Genomic DNA, 20,706 nt, shown 5'->3' with positions numbered 1-20,706 from the left:
CTACCGGGACGGAAGAGGATGACCGCGACAGCCGACGAGACCGCCACCTCCGGCGGCCACGCCCGCCGTGCGCCGCAGGCACCGGGGATCGACCCCGGCCGCCTCGCGCTCTGCCTCGAGGTGATCGCCGAGGCGGAGGCCCTGGACCCGGAACACCCGGACGCGGTCGCCGTACGCCGCGCGACCGCCGGCCTGTTCAAGACGGTGAAGCTGCGCCGCCGCCGGGACCGCCGCGAGGCGATCCTCGAGCACGACCGCGCGGTCACGGCGGCGACCGCGACCGGCGCGCCGAGCCGCATCGACGACGAGACCGCGGGCATCCCGCTCAGCACGCCCACGGCCACGCGCACCGCGGGCGTCCTCAAGCAGCCGCGCGGCTGCTACATCTGCAAGCAGCGGTACGTGCAGGTCGACGCGTTCTACCACCAGCTCTGCCCGGCGTGCGCGGAGCTGAACCACGCCCGCCGCGACGCCCGTACGGACCTGACCGGCCGGCGGGCGCTGCTCACCGGCGGACGGGCCAAGATCGGCATGTACATCGCGCTGCGGCTGCTGCGCGACGGCGCCCACACCACAATCACGACCCGCTTCCCGCACGACGCGGTGCGGCGCTTCGCGGCGATGCCGGACAGCGCCGACTGGCTGCACCGCCTCCGCGTCGTCGGCATCGACCTGCGCGACCCCGCCCAGGTGGTCGCCCTCGCCGACTCGGTCGCGGCGCGCGGCCCGCTGGACATCCTGATCAACAACGCGGCCCAGACCGTACGCCGCTCGCCCGGCTCGTACGCCTCCCTGATCGCGGCGGAGTCCGCGCCGCTGCCCGGCGGCCCCGTGCCGGAGGTCGAGTACGTGGGCGGCCACGCCACCGCCCACCCGGCCGCGCTGACCGGCCCGGACGGCGCCGCGCCCGGTGGTGCCGGGCTCGACGCGGGGGCCGTCTTCAGTCCGCACGCGCTGACGGCGCTGGCGCTCACCGCCGGCTCGGCGAGCCCCGAACGGATCGCGGCGGCCACCGCGGTCGACGCCGGTGGCCTCGTCCCGGACCTGGCGCCCACCAACAGCTGGAGCGACCGCGTCCACGAGGTCGGCGCCCTCGAACTCCTCGAGGTCCAGCTCTGCAACGTCACCGCGCCGTTCATCCTGGTCAGCCGTCTGCGCCAGGCGATGACACGATCGCCGTTCCCGCGGCGCTACGTCGTCAACGTGTCGGCGATGGAGGGCGTCTTCAGCCGCGGCTACAAGGGCGCGGGCCACCCGCACACCAACATGGCGAAGGCGTCGCTGAACATGCTCACGCGTACGAGCGCGGAGGACATGTTCGCCGACGGCATCCTCATGACCAGCGTCGACACCGGCTGGATCACCGACGAACGGCCCCACCCGACCAAGATGCGCCTCGCCGACGAAGGCTTCCACGCCCCGCTCGACCTCGTCGACGGCGCGGCCCGCGTCTACGACCCGATCGTGCGCGGCCAGCTGGGTGAGGACGTGTACGGCTGCTTCCTCAAGGACTACGCCCCGGTCGCGTGGTGACCCTCCCCGCGGTGGCCGGCCGGATCCGCGGGTCCGGCTTGCGGGCGTCCGTCATGATCTAGCCATGACCTCCCCATCGACCACACCGGATGTCCGCGTGACCGGCCGGCGGATCGTCGCCACCCTCATCGACGGCGTCGTCTTCGGGGTCTTCAACGGTCTCCTCGCGTGGGTCACCGGCAGCGGCGAGGCGTGGTGGGAATTCGATCTGACCTCGCTCTCCACCAGCCAGAACCAGTGGCTTTTCGTCGTCGCGGCGCTCTACTACATCGTGCTGGAGGGCCTCACCGGCCGTACGGCCGGCAAGCTGATCACCGGCATCCGCGTGGTGGACGCGCAGACCGGCGCACACCCCGGGCTGCTGTCCGGCGTCGTCCGCACGCTGCTGCGGCTCATCGACGGCATCGCCGGCTACCTCGTCGCGCTGATCGTCGTGGTCAACTCCAAGAACCGCCGCCGCCTCGGCGACATGGCCGCCAAGACGCTGGTCGTCCGCGTCTGACCGAACCGCCGCGATCTCCGCCCTCGCACCCGGCTGCGACCCCGCGCCGATGCACAACGACTACGCCGCAGCGGTCAGCGCGGGGCGGGTGTGGGTCGCCGTCGAGGCGGACGAGATCGTCGGCCTGGCGCTGCTTCCGGCGGGTGTACTTCCGCAAGCCGGTCGGCCAGCCTCCTGACGCCGCCGGGCTCCACGCAGGACAGCCCGCCGAGCCGGCCACCCCGATGCGGAGCCGGCCGGCTCGGCGGCGACCACCCCCAGCGGTAGCCGGCCGCCGGGCTCGGGCTCGGTTCTTCAGCGGCGGGTCGCAGCCAGCTCGCCCTTGCCGGTGGTGGGCACGGGCTCGGCCGCGCCGCGGCGACGGGCGATGAGGGCGTCGAGGGACCACGGGCCAGCCCCCAGCACGGCGATCATGAGGAACGACCACGCGTAGAGCGCCGGCGTGACGCCGCCGTTCTGGATGGGCATGAGCGCCTCGGGCTGGTGCACCGTGAAGTACGCGTACGCCATCGACCCGGAGGCCAGGACCGCGGCGGGCCGGGTGGCGAGGCCCGCGAGCACGAGCGCGCCGCAGACCAGCTGGATCACGGCGGCGTACCAGCCGGGCCAGGTCCCGGCCTCGATCGCCTGGCCGGTTCCGCGGTTACCGCCGAGGACGCCGAAGATCGACGCGAGGCCGTGGCAGAGGAACAGGAAGCCGACGACGATCCGGAACAGTGACCACATCGGCGCGGCGTAACGGTGGGGGAACATGGCTCTCCTTCGGGGCGGAGCGACGGGAATGCCCGCACCGTAGAGAGCGGAAGAACCGAAAAACAACGATAAACATCTATGTCCTGGTCAGTGTATGGGAGCGCTCCCAAACAGCGGGACGCCTGGTCGGGAAGGGACACCCCGGTCCCCCGTACGGGGGTGATGCGTGTCGGATGTGGGACTGGCCGATGGTCCGGCGATCGGGCGGTACGAGGATGGGAGCCGGCAACGCTGGACAGCGGTTCGTCTTCCGGGACGCCCGTGCCGACCATCGGGGCACTCGGAGGGATTCGATGACGCGAAGCGCTGCGGCATCCGCAGACCCGGCCGCCGGGCCGGTCGGCGCGGACGCCCGCGCGCCCGCCGTCGTCCCGCCGGTGGTGCCCAAGGGCGGCGGGGCGATCCGCACCATGGGAGAGACGTTCACTGCCAACCCGGCGACCGGCACCGCCACCATGCGGTTCCCGCTGCCGCTCGCGCCGGGCCGGGCGGGGTTCGGCCCGCGGCTGGCATTGTCGTACGACAGCGGCTCCGGCAACGGTCCCTTCGGCCTGGGCTGGAGCCTGGACCAGCCCGCGATCAGCCGGCGCACCGACCGCCGGATCCCCCGGTACGACGACGCCACGGAGTCCGACACGTTCGTGCTGTCCGGCTCCGAGGATCTGGTCCCGTTGCTGGAGCGGGACGCGAGCGGCCGCTGGCGCCACGTGCCGGTCCCCCGCGACGAGTTCCTCGTGCACCGCTACCGCCCCCGGGTCGAAGGTCTGTTCGCCCGGATCGAGCGGTGGGTCCGCCGGTCCGACGGGGACACCAGCTGGCGCACGATCAGCCGGGACAACGTGACCACCTGGTACGGGCGCACCCCGCAGAGCAGGATCGCCGACCCGGCCGACCCGACCCGGGTGTTCAGCTGGCTCATCTGCTCCACCTACGACGACAAGGGCAACGCGACCCGCTACGACTACGAGCCGGAGACCGCGGAGGGCGTCTTCGAGGACGCGCGGGGCGGGCACACGGCGCCGGCGCACGAGCGGAACAGGACCGACGCCGGCCGGGGCGCGAACCGATACCTCACCCGGATCCGTTACGGCAACCGGGTCCCCAACCGCGACGCCGACGGCGCGGCCGTCGACCCGGAGTCCCTCGAGGACTGGATGTTCGAGGTCGTCTTCGACTACGGCGACGGCCACTACGCCGACGCGCCGGCCGTGGACGGGCTGGAGTTCGCCAGCGCCACCGCGGGCCGCGCGCCGGGCGCCCGCCTGCCGGTCCGGCCGGATCCGTTCTCGACCTATCGCGCCGGCTTCGAGGTACGGACGTACCGGCTCTGCCATCGGATGCTGATGTTCCACCGCTTCCCGGAGCAGCTGGGCCGCCCCGACTACCTGACCCGCGCGCTCCGGTTCGAGTACGAGCCCGATCCCGCCGCCACATACCTGAGGGCCGTCGTCGAATCCGGGTACGAGCTGCGCGCCACCGCACAACAGCCCGACCGGTACCTCGTGTGCTCCTTCCCGCCGGTCGAGCTGGAGTACAGCCGGGTGCCGGACGCGCAGACGCTGGCAGGGCTGCCGGTGCGGGAGGTGCGCGGCACCGGCCTCGACGCGGTCGGCTCGGCCGCCCGCTGGGTGGACCTCGACGGCGACGGCGCCACCGGCATCCTCACCGAGCACGAGGGCGCCTGGTACTACCGCCGCAACGCCGGCGCCCTCCCGCCACCGGACGGGGGGCCGCCCGTCGCCCGGTTCGAGTCCCCCCGGCCGGTGGCGGCCCGGCCCGCGCTGGCCACGCATGCGGAGACCGCCACGCTGATCGACCTGACCGGCGAGGGCCGGGTCGGCCTGGCCACCCTGCGACCGGGCACCGGCGGGTTCCACGAACGCACGGACGGCGAGGACTGGTCGCCGTTCCGGCCGTTCGAGGCGTTCCCCAACCTCGACGTCCAGGACCCGCACGTACGGATGCTCGACCTCGACGGCGACGGCGTCGCGGAGATCGCCCTGATCGACCAGGACTCCGTCACGTGGTACCCGTCGCTGGGCCGATCGGGGTTCGGGCCGGCGATGCGCGAAGCGCTCGGCGACGACCCGGACCGCGGACCGCGGCTGGTCCTCAGCGACGCCGTGACCAGCTTCTTCGTGGCCGACCTGAGCGGTGACGGCACCACCGACCTCGTCCGGATCAGCAACGGAGCGGTCAGCTACTGGCCCAACCTGGGGTACGGGCGGTTCGGCGCCCGGGTCGTGATGGACAACGCGCCGGTGTTCAGCGAGCCGGAGTTGTTCGACCCGGCGCGGGTGCATCTGGCCGACGTCGACGGCTCCGGCACCACCGACATCGTCTACCTCGGCGGCGCGGGCGCGACGCTCTACCGCAACCTGGCCGGCAACGGCTGGAGCGACGGCGTGACCCTCCCCCAGTGCCCGGTCGTCGAGCAGCCCGAGGACGCGCAGGTCGTCGACCTGCTCGGCGCCGGTACGGCCTGCCTGGTCTGGTCCGGCCACGGCGGGCCCATGCGGTACGTCGACCTGATGGGCGGCCACAAGCCGCACCTGCTGGTCGGCCTGCGCAACAACCTCGGCGCCGGGACACGGCTGAGCTATGTGTCGTCGACCGCGTTCTGCCAGGCGGACCGGATGGCCGGCCGGCCCTGGACGACCCGCCTGCCGTTCGCGGTGCACGTGCTGGAGCGGGTGGAGACCACCGACCACCTCACGGGCAACCGGCTCCTGACCCGCTACGCCTACCACGACGGACACTTCGACGCCGGTGAGCGGGAGTTCCGCGGCTTCGGACTGGTGGAGCAGTGGGACACCCAGCACCTCGCCGCGCTGACGGCCGCGACCAATGTGGACGCCGCCTCCCACACGCCGCCGGTGCTGACCAGAACGTGGTTCCACACCGGAACGTCCCCGGACGGCGCGGCCCTGCCGGACGGCCTGACGATCGCCGAGCAGCGGGAGGCGTGCCGTGCGCTCAAGGGCGTCGTGCTGCGCCGCGAGGTCTACGGCCTCGACGCAAGTGCCGGGCAGGACCACCCGTACGTGGTGACCGAGCAGGAATTCACGGTTCACCTGGTGCAGCCGCGGCAAGAACAGCGGCACGCCGTCTTCTACCCGCATCAGCGGCAGGCGGTCGAGTCGCAGTACGACCGGGTCCCGGCCGATCCCCGCGTCAAGCACACGATCGTGCTCCAGGTCGACCCCGGCTCCGGCAACGTGCTGCGGGAGCTGCGCATCGCGTACGGGCGCAGGGCCACGCCGGCCGACCTGGCCCCACGCGACCTCGAGGTGCAGGCCCGGCCCGTCGTGCTGCTGGTCGAGAGCACGTACACCAATGCGATCGGCCCCGCGCACCCTGACGACCACCGGATCCCCGCGCCGGCGGCCGAGCACACCAGCGAGCTGACCGGCTTCCACCCGGCCGGCGAGGCCGGCCGGTTCACCTTCGAGGAGTGGGCCGCGGACGGCTTCGCGGCGCTCGGCGACGCCACCGAGATCGCCTACAACACGGCCCCGGACCACATCAGCCGGCAGCGGCGGCTGGTCGAGGCGGCCAGGACGTTCTACCGCGCGGACGACCTGACCACGACGCTGCCCTTCGCGACGGTGCAGCCCCGGGCGGTCCTCGACCAGGTGTACCGGCTCGCGTTCACGCCGCAGCTGCTCGCCGCCGCGTTCGTCCGCCGACTCCCCGGCCGGCCCGACGAGGAGCTGCTGCCCGCCCCCGGGGTGTTGCTCGAAGGCGTGGGTCCGGACCAGGGCGGTTACGTGCCGATGGACGGCGGCTGGTGGATCCCCGGCGGCCGCGGCTTCTTCGACCCCGCAGCCGACCCGGCCGATCCGGCGGCGACGGCCGCGCAGGAACTGGCGACCGCGCGGGCGCACTTCCACCTGCCGCGCAAGGTCGTGGACCCGTTCGGCCACGCCACCGTCGTCACCTACGACGCCCCGTACGACCTGCTGGTCACCCGGTCCGTCGACGCGGTCGGGAACGAGGTGGCCGCCGAGCACGACTACCGCGTGCTGCTCCCCCGGCTGGTCACCGACCCGAACGGCAATCGCACCGCCGCGGCGTTCGACGCGCTGGGCCTCGTGGTGGCCACGGCGCTGATGGGCAAGGCCACCGAGCAGCGCGGAGACCTGCTCGGACAGGTGGATCCGCATCCGTCCCTGCCGGTCCGGCGGGCCCTGTTGGCCGACCCGCCCGCGCGGGCCGCCGCGCTGCTCGGCACGGCGACGACCCGCATCGTGTACGACCTGGACCTGTTCCGCCGTAGCGGGCAACCGGCGGCCGCCGTGATCCTGGCCCGGGAGACGCACCTGTCCGAGCCGGGCGGGTCGAACCCGCGGATCCAGGTGAAGGTGGAGTTCACCGACGGCTTCGGCCGCCCGGTGCAGGCCAAGCGGCTGGCCGAGCCCGGCGACGCGCCGCGGCGGCAGACCTCGCCGGGACCGGCGCCGGACCGCGACCCCGTGCCCGGATCGCTCGTGCGTGACGCTCAGGGCCGCCCGGTCCTGGGACATGCCGCGCCGCGATGGGTCGGCACCGGCCGGACCGTCTTCAACAACAAGGGCCTTCCGGTCCGCCGGTACGAGCCGTTCTTCAGTGCCACCCACCTGTACGAGCCGGAGCCGGATCTGACCGACACCGGCGTGAGCCCGCAGCTCTTCTACGACCCCGTCGATCGGATCGTCGCCGTCCTGCACCCCGACCACACGTACGAGAAGGTCGTCCACTCGCCGTGGAGCCGGGCCGACCACGACCGTAACGACTGTGTCGCGCCCCGGGGAGCACAGACCGGCGACCCGCGCACCGACCCGGACGTCAGCGGTCACGTGCGGGGCTACTTCGAGGGGCAGGGCGCCGGCTGGGAGACCTGGCTGGTGCGGCGCGCCGGCGGCGCACTGGGCGCCGACGAGACCGAGGCCGCCCAGCGCGCCGCGCTGCACGCCGGCACGCCGGTGACCGCGCACCTCGACCCGCTCGGCCGGCCGTTCACGACGGTGGCCGTCAACCGGGTCGTCGACGACGGCGCCGAGGTGGAGCAGGCGGAGATCACCCGGGTGGGGTGGGACGTCGAAGGCAACCAGCGCACGGTGCACGACGCGCTGGACCGGTTGGCGATGCGCTCCGACTACGACATGCTCGGGCGGCTCCTCCACCAGGCCGGCATGGACACCGGCGAGCGCTGGTCGCTGCCCGACGTCACCGGGGCCCCGGTACGGGAATGGGACGGCCGGGGCCACATGAGGCGCGTCGCCTACGACCCACTACGGCGCCCGACCGACCTGTTCCTCACCGACGACGGCGGTGAACGCCTGGCCGAGCGCACCGTGTACGGAGAAGCCCAGGGCGCCACCGGTAACCACCGCACCAGGGTCTTCGAGGTCTTCGACGCGGTCGGCCGGGTCACGCACCTGTCGTACGACTTCACCGGCAATCTCACGGCCAGCCGCCGCGACCTGCTGCGCGACTACGACTCGGCAGTGGACTGGTCGGCCGGCCCGCCGGTGGACGACGGCAGCTTCACCAGCACCGGCACGTACGACGCCCTCAACCGCGTCGTCACCGCCACCACGCCGGACGGCAGCGTGTACCGCCCGGGCTGGAACGAGGCAGGCCTGCTGAACACCGTCGACGTGGCGATGCGCGGCTCGGCGGCGGCGACCGCCTTCGTCACGGACATCGACTACGACGCCAAGGGCCGGCGGCAGCGGATCGCCTACGCCAACGGCACGGAGACCACCTGCACCTACGACCCCGCCACCTTCCGGCTGGTCCGGCTGCGCACCACCCGCCCCCCGAGCGCCGACTCCACCGCCGCCCAGCTGTTCGCCGACCCGGCGGTGGTCCAGGACCTGGCCTACACGTACGACCCGGTCGGCAACCTGACCCGGATCCGCGACGCGGCGCAGAAGGTGGTGATCCACGACGGCCGGCGGGTCGAGCCGGTCGCGTCGTTCACCTGCGACGCGCTCTACCGCCTGGTGGAGGCCGGCGGCCGCGAGCACATCGGGCAGACCGCGTTCGACACCGCCCCGGCCGGGGACCGCCGGGACCGCCCGTTCGTGGGCGTCCGCGCCGGCCCGAACGACCTGCAGGCCCTGCGCACCTACACCGAGACGTACCGGTACGACCTGGCCGGCAACCTCGAGCGGATGCGGCACGTCGCCGCGGGCGGCGGCTGGACCCGCACGTACGCGTACGGCGAGGCGAGCCTGCTGGAGCCCGCGCGTACCGGCAACCGCCTGAGCAGCACGGCGGTCGGCGGCCAGGTGCTGCCGGTGGAGACCTACTCCTACACCGATGCGCGGGGCGTCGACGGGAACGGCGGCATCACCGCCGTCAACGGCGCCGAGCTGCGCTGGGACGACAAGGATCGGCTGCATCGCGCCGATCTCGGCGGCGGTGGGATCGCCTGGTACACCTACGACGCCGGCGGCCGGCGGATGCGCAAGGTGATCGAGTCCCAGGACGGCATCCGCCGCAAGGAGCGCATCTACCTCGGCCCCTTCGAGGTGTTCCGGGAGTACGACGCGACCGGCACGAACGTCCGGCTGAGCCGCGAGTCGCTGCGGGTGATGGACGACCAGGCGCAGGTGGCCGTGGTCGAGACGCTCGTGGTCGACGGGGGCGCCGCCGTCGACGACCCGGCCGGGATCCGGCGTTTCCAGGTCGGCGACCACCTGGGGACGGCGTCGCTGGAGCTCGATGAGGCAGGCGCCCTGATCAGCCTGGAGGAGTTCACCCCGTACGGTGCGAGTTCCTTCCAGGCCGGCCGGAGTGCCGCCGAGGTGAGCCTCAAGCGTTACCGCTACATCAGCCGGGAACGCGACGACGAGACCGGCTTCGACTACGCCGGCGCCCGCTTCTACGCCTCGTGGCTGGGCCGCTGGTGCTCGCCCGACCCCGAGCTGCTCGTCGACGGGCCGAACCTCTACCGCTACTGCCGGGACAACCCGGTGCGGTTCCGCGACCCGGCCGGCACGGATCCGGTGGACGCCGGCCGGCCCGACGCCGAACCGAACCCCCGGACCTTCAAGACCTTCGACGACTACCGCAAGGCCGTACCCAAGCAGACCGATGAGATGGCCCGCAAGCTGTGGGACGAGGCGCACAAGAAGAAATACCTGATCCTGTACGACAAGGGCGACGACGAGTTCAAGCGGCAGGCGCAGCAGGCCGCCAAGGACCACGGCGTCAAGGCGCAGAGCGTCGAGTCCAGCAAGCTGAGCGATGTCGTCGCCAAGGAGAAGCCGGACGTCATCATGACGTTCGGGCACGGCATCTCCAACCAGATGTCGTTCGGCGACAGCGAGTGGATCGGCGCGCCGACGCTCAAGCGCGAGCTGAAGGAGGCCAAGCAGAGCCAGCAGATCATCTTCGTGGTGCAGGCGTGCTCCTGCGGCAAGAAGAACGGCCTGGCGGACACGTTGCAGGCGGACCCGGACCTGTCGAACTACACGTTCGTCTCGCACGTCGACGTCGGCCACGTGACCCGCAACAGCGATGTGCGCGTCGCCGGCGGCAACACCCTCCCGGAGTTCCTGCGCCAGAAGGTCGAATACCAGTACAGCCTCGACAAGGTGACGGCCCGCAAGGTGGTCACCGAGGTGCTGCGGGTGGCGACCGACGCCGAGACCGGCGCCGCCGACAAGATCAACACGGTGATCCGGGAGTCGGCGGTGCTCGGGTTCGACGCGCTGTGGGAGCTCGTCGCCGGCAGCGGCGACGTCGGTTCGCACGACGCGGTCAAGGCCCTCAACCTCAGCGCCGACGCGCTGGCCCGGCTCACCGAAGGCATCAAGGAGCTGCGGTCGCGGCTGTCGACCGCCGCGGCGAAGCACGCCAAACCGCCGCCGCTCAAACACCACGTCACCGAGATCAGGTGATCCGCCGCCGGACCACCTCCGGGCGCGGTCCGGCACCGGGCACCTTGGAAAGCGAGAGCCGCCATGCCGCCCATCCGCATCACCGCCACCGCACCCGACCGGCGCGGGGTCGCCGACCTGCACGCGGGCCTGGGCCGGCTGCGCATCACCGTCGACCCCGCCGAACGGGCGGCCGGCCGCATCGGGGACTCCACCCGGGCGGCGCTCCGGGAGTTCCAGCGGACCGCCGGGCTGCCGGAGTCCGGCGAGCTCACCGCCGAGACCGTCGAGCGGCTCAACCACGACCTCAGCCACCGCTTCTTCACCGGCAGCAAGACGCGGGTGGGAAAGATCCAGCAGCTGCTCGCCCGTACCGGCCGGCAGATCGATCCGGCGGAGCTCACCGGGCGCCGATTCGGCCCGAGCACCCAGGCCGCGTGGGTCGCGTACCTGCGCGGCGCGGGCCTGCCCGAGGACACCGCGCTGACCCCTCAGGTGGTGGACCGTCTCGAACGCGACGCCCTCACCTCCCGGCTGGACAGTCGCACCCAGGTGGGGAAGATCCAGCGCACCCTGCTGTCGGCCATCCGGATCGGCAAGCTGGAATCGCGGATCGACCCTGTCGAGCTGCGCGAGAAGCGGCTCGGTGAGACCAGCCGGGCGGCGATCCTCGCCTTCCAGCGCAAGTACCGGCTGGAGGCCACCGGCGAGCTCGATCCGCTCACCCTGCGCCGGATGGAGACGGTCGCCACGAGCCGGCCGGTGCCGGTCGCGAAGCTGAAGGTCGAGGTGGCTGACGAGCTCACCACGGTCCCCCGCAACCTCCGGCTCAACATGACCAACAAGCACGTCGGCGATCTCCAGCGGTCGCTGGCCTTCTTCGGCCTGCCGATCGACAAGAAGGAGTTCAGGACCGCGACCTTCGGCGCCTCCACCCGCCAGGCGGTGCTCGCCTTCCAGAAGCGCCACCACCTCCCGGTCACCGGACACGTCGACGGCGAGACGCTGCGCCGTCTCAACGCGCAGATCGCCGGCGCCAACCCGCAGGCGGTCACCGAGGCGGCGCCGGCCCGGCTGCGTGGCTCCGTGCGCGACGAGCTGTGGCGGGGCCGTACCGGCGTACGGGTCCAGATCTGGGAGAAGCTGATCCGCGGCACCGGCGCCCTCCTCGGCGAGCGCCCGACGACGAGTACCGGGTTCTACGACATCCCGTACACCCCGCCGCTGGACCCGGCCACGAAACAGTGGCGTACCCCGTATCACCTGGTGATCAAGGTGGCCGACGCCGCGGGCACCGTGCTGGACCAGAAGACGCTGTTCAACCCGACCGCCATCGCCTGGGTCAACTTCGTCCAGGGCAGCCTGCCGTACCGCGGCACCTCCGAGTTCGAGCAGTCGATGGCGGCCGTGACCCGCGTGGCCGGCGCGCTTCGCCTGAGCGACCTGGAGGAGACCGAAACCACGCAGGACGTCACCCACGTGGCCGTCAACACCGGCCTGAGCGTCAACGACGTGACGCGCCTGATCATCGCCGACCGGGTCGCCGCCGAGATCGCGGCAGCGCCGGTCGGCGCCGCCGCCGTCTACGCGTTCCTCCGGCAGAACCTGCCGCCCTCGCTGCCCGGTGACCTCCTGCAGAGCACCCAGCAGTGGACCCTCGTCGATCAGGTCACCGAACGGGTGGCGAGCGGGCTGGTCTTCCTGGACGCGGGCCTGCTGGGCGAGGCCTTCGACAACGCGGTGCGGGAGAACTACCTCCCGATCGGCACCGGGCTCGGCCGCGACGCCGTGCTGGCCGGACTGGCCGAGGCCCGCGAGCGGTTCCTCCTGGAGAAGCCGATCCTCATCGGTGACGGCACCCTCAAGACGTTGCTCGACGCCTCGTCGGTCGGCCCGGCGCACTACGGGGCCGTGGCCGACGCCTTCTACACCCACAAGACGCTCGGCGACGACTTCTTCGCCGACGCCCGCAGCCGGCCGGCGGACTTCGGCGGCCCGGACGCGATCGACGACCTGGAGACCGCGGTCAGCCTCGGCGAGGTCACCAAGAACTTCGGCCCGATGGCCGGACACCTCCGGGCCGTCATCGACGACCCGGCCGACGCCCGCGCGAGCGCTCCGCGCGACTTCGCCAAGCTCGCGCACGCCGACTGGGTGCAGCTCGTCACCGACGCCGGGGGAACCGTGCCGCCCGGCACGGACGGCGCGACCGCCTCGGACCGGATCGCCACCTACGCCGCCACCCTGTCCGCGCAGGCCGAGCGCCTCTATCCGACCGTCGCCTTCGTCGCCGAGGCCGGCCGGGGCGAGCACTCGCTGCTGGCCCACGTCGCCGACGTCCAGCGGTTCGTCGACGCCCAACCCGCGTTCGACCTGCGTACCAGCCGGGTCGATGCGTACACGGCGGCCAACGGCATCGTCCTCGACGACGCCGTGCGCGGCGAGGTCAAGGTGCTCCAGCGGGTGCGGCGCATCGCCCCCGACGCCACCGTCGGCCGGATTCTGCTCGACGAGGGCGTCCACAGCGCCTTCCAGGTGCTGACCATGGGCAAGGAGCGGGTCGTGCGGACCCTGGCCGGCGCCGGTGTCGACCAGCGGGTGGCGCTCACCGTCTACGGCACGGCCGAGTTCCAGTACGGCCAGGCCGTCAACCGGCTCGTCGCCTTCCGCACCGAGCTCAACCGCGCCACCCCGAAGGCGATCGTGTCGTACGCGTACACCGCCGACGAGCTGGAGGAGTTCTCCGGTGGCGTGCCCGACCTGGAGACGCTGTTCGGCTCGATGGACGTCTGCGACTGCCCCGACTGCCTGTCCGTGCTGGGCCCGCCGGCGTACCTCGCGGACGTGTTGCGTTTCCTGCAGGAGCAGCCCTCCGAGATCGCCGGCGAGTCGGTACGCGACCAGCTGTTCAAGCGTCGGCCCGACCTGGGCGACCTGAAGCTCAACTGCGACAACACCGACGTGCTGCTGCCCTACATCGATCTCGTCAACGAGGTGCTGGAGGCCCTCGTGCCGCCGGACGACCCCGGCACCGGCCACCAGACCACGCGCACCGCGCCGGAGTTGCGCGCGTTCCCCGAGTACGAGCGCAGGGCCGCGTACGACATGCTGAAGGAAGCCGACTTCCCGATGCACAGCGCCTTCAACCTCTGGCAGGAAGAGGCGCGGGTGATCCTCGGCCATCTGGGCATCGCCCGGCACGAGCTGATGGGCCGCTTCCAGGGGGCGGCCGGCACGCACCCGTCCGACGTGAGCATCGCCGGGGAGTTCCTCGGCATCTCCAGCCACGAGACCGGCCTCATCACCACTGCCCGGGCGACCGAGGCGGACCAGAAGACGTACTGGGGACTGGCCTCCGTCACGGACACGATGCCGGTCTCCGACTTCCTGGAGCGCTCCAAGATCACGTACGCGGACCTGCTCCGGCTGTGCGAGGTGGAGTTCGTCAACCCGGCCGGCGCCGGCAGCACCGTGATCGAACGGCCGGCGAACACCTACAGCCTGCGTCGACAGCGACTGACCGGCCTCACCGCGGCGAAGCTGGACCGGATGCACCGCTTCCTGCGGCTCTGGCGGCACACGCCGTGGCAGATGGGGGAACTGGACCTGCTGATCCGCGCCGCGAAGATCGGCGGCGGCAACCTGGACGGCGACACCCTCGTGCGCCTGATGCGGGTCCGCGAGATCCAGTCCCGCCTGCGCGTCGACGTCGAGACGGTGCTGGCCATGTACGGCGAACTGCCGACCGCCGATCATCCGGTCCCCGAGGACCGGCAGAAGGTGGTCCGGTCCGCCTACAGCCGCCGCTTCCGGAACCCGACGATCGCCAACCCGGCCGACGCCGCATTCGACCTGCCGATCGCCGGCGACCCGCAGCTCGCCGATCACCGGCCCGCCCTGGTCGCCGCTCTCGGCGTCAGCGACGTCGACCTCACCCCGTTGCTGGCGCGCACCGACGGCGCGCTCACCGTCGCCAATCTCTCCACGCTGGCCGGCTACGCCGCCCTGGCCGGCGGGCTGGGGATGCGCGCGCCGGACCTGGTCACGATGCTCGACCTGGCCGGCATCGACGACCCGTTCGCGACCGTCGCGCAGACCCTCGACACGATCAGCCAGGCCGACGCGATCGCCGCCGGCGGCATCGCGATCGGGGCGCTGGACCACCTGCTCAACGCGCGGCCCGACTCCGCCCACGGTCTGCGCGACGAGGTCGTCGCCCAGCAGATCGGCACGATCCGCGAAAGCCTGCGCAGCAATCCCGCCGCCGAGCCGCGCGGTCAGGTGATCGCGGCGGTCGCCACCGCGCTGGCCCTCACCGACGGTCAGGCCGCAGCGCTGCTCGACGGCCTCGACGACGGCGGGAGCCGGGTCCTCGACCGCTTCCTCGACGCCGCCCTGACCGCCACCGGCCCCGACGGCGCCCACACCAACCCGATCGACAAGGCCACGTTCGGGCCCCTGTTCCGCAGCTACCGCCGGCTGCACAAGGCCGCCGTCCTGCTCACGCTGCACCGGATCACGGACCCCGCCGAGGTCGTCTGGTACCTCGGCAACGCCGCGGCGGTCGGCGCCCTGAGCCCCGCCGACCTGCCGGTCGACACGGCACCGGCGGCACCGCTGTACGGCCGCTGGCTCGCCCTGCACCACTTCGTGCGCTTCCGGGACGCGCACCCCGCACCGGAGGGAACGTCCCTGACCGCGCTGCTCGACCTGGCCCGCGACGCCGGTTCGCCCGGCGCCGCCGTGCTGGACGGCCTCAGCGCCCTCACCGGCTGGAACCGGGCGGACCTGGAGGACCTGCACACCGGGCTCGGCTTCACGCACGGCCCCGCCTCCTCGTACCGGTCGGTGGAGACGTACCGCCGCCTCGAGGACTGCTTCCATGCGATCCGCCGCGTCGGTGTCACCGCCGCCCAGCTGCTGGCCTGGGCCGATCGCGACCGGGACACCGGCGACGCCCAGTTCACCACCGCCCAGCAGGTTCGCCAGGCCGCCAAGGCGCATTACACGACCGGCGCCTGGTTGACCACGGTCACACCGCTGGTCGACGGCCTGCGCGAGCGCAAGCGCGACGCGCTCACCGCCTGGCTGGTCGAGAACTCGCTGCGTACCGAGGACGAGGCGGTCACGGTGAACGGCAGGCAGTGGCCCAACCCGCGGCGCTGGAAGGACGCCGACGACCTGCTCGCCTGGGTGCTGATCGACGTGCAGATGAGCGCCTGCCAGCTCACCTCCCGGACCAAGCAGGCGATCAGCGCCACCCAGATGTTCGTCCAGCGGTGCTTCCTCAATCAAGAGCAGGCGTTCGTCCAGGTGTCGCGGGCCGCGCTCGCCGACACCGTCTCGCTGGACAGCTGGAAGCAATGGCGGTGGATGAAGAACTACCGGGTCTGGGAAGCCAACCGCAAGGTCTTCCTGTACCCGGAGAACTGGATCCAGCCGGAGCTGCGCGACGACAAGACCCCGTTCTTCGACGAGTTGGAGAGCGAGCTGCTGCAGGCCGAGATCACCGACGCCGCGGCTGAGGCGGCCTTGCGGCACTACCTGGAGAAGGTTCACGAGGTGGCCCGGCTGGAGGTCACCGGCGTCTATTACGAGGTCGACGACGACAACCCGTACGACAACCTGCAACCGAACATCAACCGGCTGCACGTCATCGGGCGGACGAAGGCCGACCCCGCCGTCTACTTCTACCGGCAGCACGACCTCAACTACGGCACCTGGTCGCCGTGGGAGCGCATCGACGTCGAGATCGGCGGCGACCACGCCATCCCGGTGATCTACAACCGGACCCTGTACGTCTTCTGGCTCGTGTTCACCGAGAAGCCGCAGAAGCCGCGCAAGCAGCCGGCCGCGCAGCCCAGCGCCAAACCGCAGGACACCCCCGACCCGTCCACCCAGCTGGAGCTGCAACTCGCCTGGACGATGCGCAAGGAGGACGGCTGGACCGCGAAGAAACTGTCGCGTGAGCGGTTGCTGCATCCGTGGCAACGACCGCTGCACTCCTACAACCTGCGACCGCGGTACCGCTCCAGGGAGAACATGCTGTGGCTGGACGTTTACATCTCGACCTCGGCCGAGTTCAACGGCGCCCAGTTCACCGACCCGTACACCGGTCTGAGACAGCGCCTCACCGCCACGGCGTACGACGAGTCCGGCCGCCCGTGGCACTCCTCGTCGTTCCTTTTCGACGGAGCGGTGGCCGGCACCCGCATGAAGGGCCTCAGCGGCCGGTACCACCTCAAGAACGCGGGCGGGATCGTCTCCGACGACCTCACCGCGACCGACTCGCACACCTGGGTCAGCACCACGTTCGGGCCGGACGGCGCGGCGATCGGACGCGCCGTCGGTGGCCGCGAGACCATGCCGCGCACGGTGCTGCCGGCCGGGATGCACTTCGAGTACACCCGGCTGCGCAACAACACCCGGGTGGCCAACCCGAACGTCCTCAACGTCCTGGAAGGCGCGGGCAGCGTGCCGCTCCTGCGTGCCGCTCGGGCTCCGTTCGAACTCGTCTTCTCCCAGCACGGCCTGCAGTTCGACGAGGCGGTCGCCTTCCCACCCCCGATGATCTACCAGGACCCGCAGCGGTCGTTCTTCATCAAGCCGCACTGGCGCACGGTGCTGATGGGCTACAACAAGACACTGCAACGACTCCGGTACGACTTCACGCCCTTTTACCACCCGTACTCGGCGCTGTTCCTGCGGGAGCTGAAGCGTTCCGGGCTCGACGGGCTGCTCAACCGAAAGATCCAGGTCTCGCCGCAGTCCTACTCTCCCGGTAACAGCTACAGCTTCGCCGGCTACGCGCCAACACCGTCCGCACAGTCACGCTCGACGGCCGCGAGCGACGTGGTGGACTTCGAGCTCGACGGCGCCTACAGCCAGTACAACTGGGAGATCTTCTTCCACGCCCCGTTGCTGATCGCCACGAAGCTGATGCAGAACCAGCGCTTCGAGGAGGCCCTACGCTGGTTCCACTTCGTCTTCGACCCCACCAGCACCGACGGCATCGAGTCGCCCCAGCGTTTCTGGGTCACGCGTCCCTTCCACGAACAGAACAGCGAACAGTACCGCCGGCAGCGCATCGAGGAACTGCTCCGGGACGTCGGCGCCAACCTCGACCAGCTGCGAGCGTGGAAGAACAACCCGTTCAAGCCGCACCTGATCGCCCGCTACCGCCCGGTGGCGTACCAGAAGACCGTGGTCATGCGGTACATCGACAACCTCATCGCGTGGGGCGATCAGCTGTTCCGGCAGGACACCATCGAGTCCATCAACGAGGCCACCACGCTCTACCTGCTCGCCTCCGAGATCCTGGGCCCCCGGCCAGTCACCGTCCCGGACGTGAACCGCACCGACCGGTCGTACAACGAGCTGACCGCCGACGGCGCGCTGGACCCGTTCGGGAACCAGAAGATCGAGATCCTCATGGAGAACCTGGCCGACTCCCCGGTCCAGGTCATCCGCACCGACGGCACCGAGCCGATGCCGCTACTGACGGTCTCGTACTTCGGCATCCCGCAGAATCACGACCTGCTCGAATACTGGAACCTGGTCGCGGACCGGCTCTGGAAGATCCGCAACTGTATGAACATCCGCGGCATCGTCCGGCAGCTGCCGCTGTTCGAGCCGCCGATCGATCCCGCCGTGCTGGTTCAGGCCGCGGCGGCCGGCGTCGACCTGGACACGGTGCTCGGCGCCGGCGGCACCCCGTCCAGCCAGTACCGCTCCCGGGTCCTCATCCAGAAAGCCCTGGAGCTGACGCAGGACGTGCGCACCCTCGGGGACCGGCTGCTCACCGCGATCGAGCGGGGCGACGCCGAGGCGCTGGAGCTCATCCGCGCCTCGAACGAGGTGCGGCTGCTGAACGCCGGCCTCGACATCAAGCGGCTGCAGGTCAAGGAGGCCGAACACAACCAGGCGGCGCTCGAACGCACCAGGGAGACGGCCGAGGGGCGGATCGAGTACTACGGCGGGCGCGAGTACATCAACGTCTGGGAAGGCACCGCCCTGACCCTCAGCGGCATCGCCACCCTGGCCCAGACGGCCATCGCGCTCGGCTACACGCTGGCGGGCGGCCTCACCTTCATCCCCAAGTTCACCATCGGCGCCTCCGGCTTCGGCGGCTCACCGGTCGCGGCCGCCGACACGCCCGACGGCGTCAAGTTCTCCAAGGCCGCCGAGTGCGCGGTGGCCACGATCTCGGCGATCGCCGCCGCCGCCGAGAAGTGGGCCGGCATGGCGACCACGATGGGCGGATACCAGCGCCGCGCCGAGGAGTGGGAGTTCCAGAAGAACCAGGCCGGGCTCGAGGTCAACCAATTGCTGGCGCAGATCGAGGCGGCCAAGGTCCGGGTGGCCATCGCCGAGGCCGACCTGGCCGGTCAGGAGACGCAGATCGAGCAGGCGCGCGGGGTCGAGGACTATCTGCGCTCGAAGTACTCCAGCCGCCAGCTCTACGACTGGATGCTGCGACAGATCAGCACGGTGTACTTCCAGGGCTACCAGCTCGCCTTCGACATGGCCAAGCGCGCCGAGACGGCGATGCGGTACGAGCTGGGCGACGACACCCTCACGTTCGTCCAGTTCGGATACTGGGACGGGTTGAAGAAGGGGTTGCTGGCCGGCGATCGGCTCGCCAACGACCTGCGCCGCATGGAGGCGGCGTGGTTCGAACGCAACACCCGGACCTTCGAGATCAGCAAGAACGTCTCGCTCGCCCAGGTCGACCCGCTCGCGCTGCTGACCCTGAAGACCACCGGCACCTGCCGGGTGACGCTGCCGGAATGGTTGTACGACCTGGACTACCCGGGCCACCTGCGCCGGCGCATCACTGCGATCTCGATCAGCATTCCCTGCGTCGCCGGGCCGTACACCAGCGTCAACTGCACCCTGTCGCTGACCGGCGACGGGGTACGGGTCAAGGACGGCGTCACCGGTGGCTACGGCGACCCGCTCGCCCCGGCCGACGAGCGGTTCGCGGCCATGAACGCGCCGATCACCTCCATCGCCACCAGCCACGCCCAGAACGACAGCGGCACCTTCGAGCTCGACTTCCACGACGACCGGTTCCTGCCGTTCGAGGGAGCCGGCGCGGTGAGCACGTGGACGATCGACCTGCCGCCCGCGCACAACCAGTTCGACCTCGACACCGTCTCGGACGTGGTCCTGCACGTGCGCTACACCGCCGAACCTGGCAGCACCGCCCTGGTCGAGGCGGCCCGGGCCAACCTCGCGACGGTGGTACCCAAGGCGGGCACCCGGCTGTTCGTGCTCAACCGGGAGTTCCCCGGCGAGTGGCAGCGCTTCCTGTCCCCTCGGGCCGGCGAGGACCAGGAGCTCGTGGTCACGCTGGAGCGCAGACACCTGCCGTTCCGGGCCCGCACCGCCACCACCGTCAAGATCACCAGGCTCGACCTGATCGTGGACAGCGCACACCCGGACAGCTACGAGGTGAACCTGACGTACGCCGGTGCGGCCCAGCCCGCCTCCCACGTGATGCCCCGGCTCGGCGGGCCGGACGCGGCACACCACCTCATCGTCGATCCGGTGGCACCACCGCAGAACCTCCTGGGACCGCTGGCCCTCAAGGTCCGGCGCGCCGGCGCGACCGACTTCCGCTCACTCCCGCTCGACGACCTGAAGGAGGCCTACCTGGTCGTCGCGTTCACCACGTCATGACCGGCGCCCTGGCCCCGGCGCTGGCCACCGTGGTCGACGTCATCGTCAGCCACTGCGACCCGGACGAGATAATCCTCTTCGGCTCGTGGGTCAAGGGCACCGCCCACCGGCACAGCGACATCGACCTCCTGGTGATCGGGCCGTTCACCGCCTCGCGGTGGCTGCGTGACCGCGAGCTGCACGAGGCACTGCGCGACTTCCCGATCGCGGTCGACCTGCACCTGCTGACACCGAGGGAACTGGCGGCCGAATCCGCGCGACCGTACACCTACCTCAACACCCTGCGAGCGACCAGCCGATTCGTCTACTTGCGGACAGGAGCCTCGTCATCCTTGCCCGCCGGTTCCGGCGCTGCCTAGA

General features: G+C 71.4%; 6 protein-coding genes. 5 read left to right on the top strand and 1 reads right to left on the bottom strand.

Going from position 1 to position 20,706, the window contains the following annotated elements; all coding sequences use genetic code 11:
* Positions 1-18 precede the first annotated feature (18 nt).
* Entirely contained in the window at positions 19-1,533 is a 1,515-nt protein-coding gene (locus tag AB0K03_RS14080) for an SDR family NAD(P)-dependent oxidoreductase (protein ID WP_364684200.1), read from the top strand.
* A gap of 64 nt (positions 1,534-1,597) precedes the next feature.
* Positions 1,598-2,035 (top strand): RDD family protein, encoded by a 438-nt coding sequence (locus AB0K03_RS14075; protein WP_364684198.1) that lies wholly within the window; start codon positions 1,598-1,600, stop codon positions 2,033-2,035.
* 294 nt (positions 2,036-2,329) lie between these two features.
* Here the strand turns inward: AB0K03_RS14075 and AB0K03_RS14070 are convergent, their stop codons facing one another.
* Positions 2,330-2,788: a DoxX family protein gene (locus AB0K03_RS14070; protein WP_364684196.1), complete on the bottom strand. Its 459-nt coding sequence runs from the start codon at positions 2,786-2,788 to the stop codon at positions 2,330-2,332.
* A 293-nt stretch (positions 2,789-3,081) separates the two neighbouring features.
* On the opposite strand from AB0K03_RS14070, the gene AB0K03_RS14065 reads away from it, so the two are divergent.
* The 3 genes from AB0K03_RS14065 to AB0K03_RS14055 all read left to right on the top strand — a co-directional run bounded on the left by AB0K03_RS14065 (position 3,082) and on the right by AB0K03_RS14055 (position 20,705).
* Positions 3,082-10,683: a SpvB/TcaC N-terminal domain-containing protein gene (locus AB0K03_RS14065; RefSeq protein ID WP_364684194.1), complete on the top strand. Its 7,602-nt coding sequence runs from the start codon at positions 3,082-3,084 to the stop codon at positions 10,681-10,683.
* Between the two features lie 63 nt (positions 10,684-10,746).
* Positions 10,747-20,346, top strand: coding sequence for a neuraminidase-like domain-containing protein (locus AB0K03_RS14060; RefSeq protein WP_364684192.1), 9,600 nt, complete (start codon positions 10,747-10,749; stop codon positions 20,344-20,346).
* On the top strand, positions 20,343-20,705 hold the full coding sequence (locus tag AB0K03_RS14055) for a nucleotidyltransferase domain-containing protein (RefSeq protein ID WP_364684190.1): 363 nt from the start codon (positions 20,343-20,345) through the stop codon (positions 20,703-20,705). Before AB0K03_RS14060 ends, AB0K03_RS14055 begins: the two co-directional genes overlap by 4 nt.
* The last annotated feature ends 1 nt before the right edge of the window (position 20,706 follow it).

The sequence above is a fragment of the Actinoplanes sp. NPDC049316 genome, from assembly GCF_040677315.1.
In the GTDB taxonomy this organism is placed as follows: Bacteria; Actinomycetota; Actinomycetes; order Mycobacteriales; family Micromonosporaceae; genus Actinoplanes.
This window is presented reverse-complemented; position numbering and strand designations above follow the sequence as displayed.

Excerpts from the sequence above, each read along its gene's own strand:
- AB0K03_RS14080 (WP_364684200.1), top strand. The coding sequence starts at position 19 with ATGACCGCGACAGCCGACGAGACCGCCACCTCCGGCGGCCACGCCCGC.
- AB0K03_RS14075 (WP_364684198.1), top strand. The coding sequence starts at position 1,598 with ATGACCTCCCCATCGACCACACCGGATGTCCGCGTGACCGGCCGGCGG.
- AB0K03_RS14070 (WP_364684196.1), bottom strand. The coding sequence starts at position 2,788 with ATGTTCCCCCACCGTTACGCCGCGCCGATGTGGTCACTGTTCCGGATC.
- AB0K03_RS14065 (WP_364684194.1), top strand. The coding sequence starts at position 3,082 with ATGACGCGAAGCGCTGCGGCATCCGCAGACCCGGCCGCCGGGCCGGTC.
- AB0K03_RS14060 (WP_364684192.1), top strand. The coding sequence starts at position 10,747 with ATGCCGCCCATCCGCATCACCGCCACCGCACCCGACCGGCGCGGGGTC.
- AB0K03_RS14055 (WP_364684190.1), top strand. The coding sequence starts at position 20,343 with ATGACCGGCGCCCTGGCCCCGGCGCTGGCCACCGTGGTCGACGTCATC.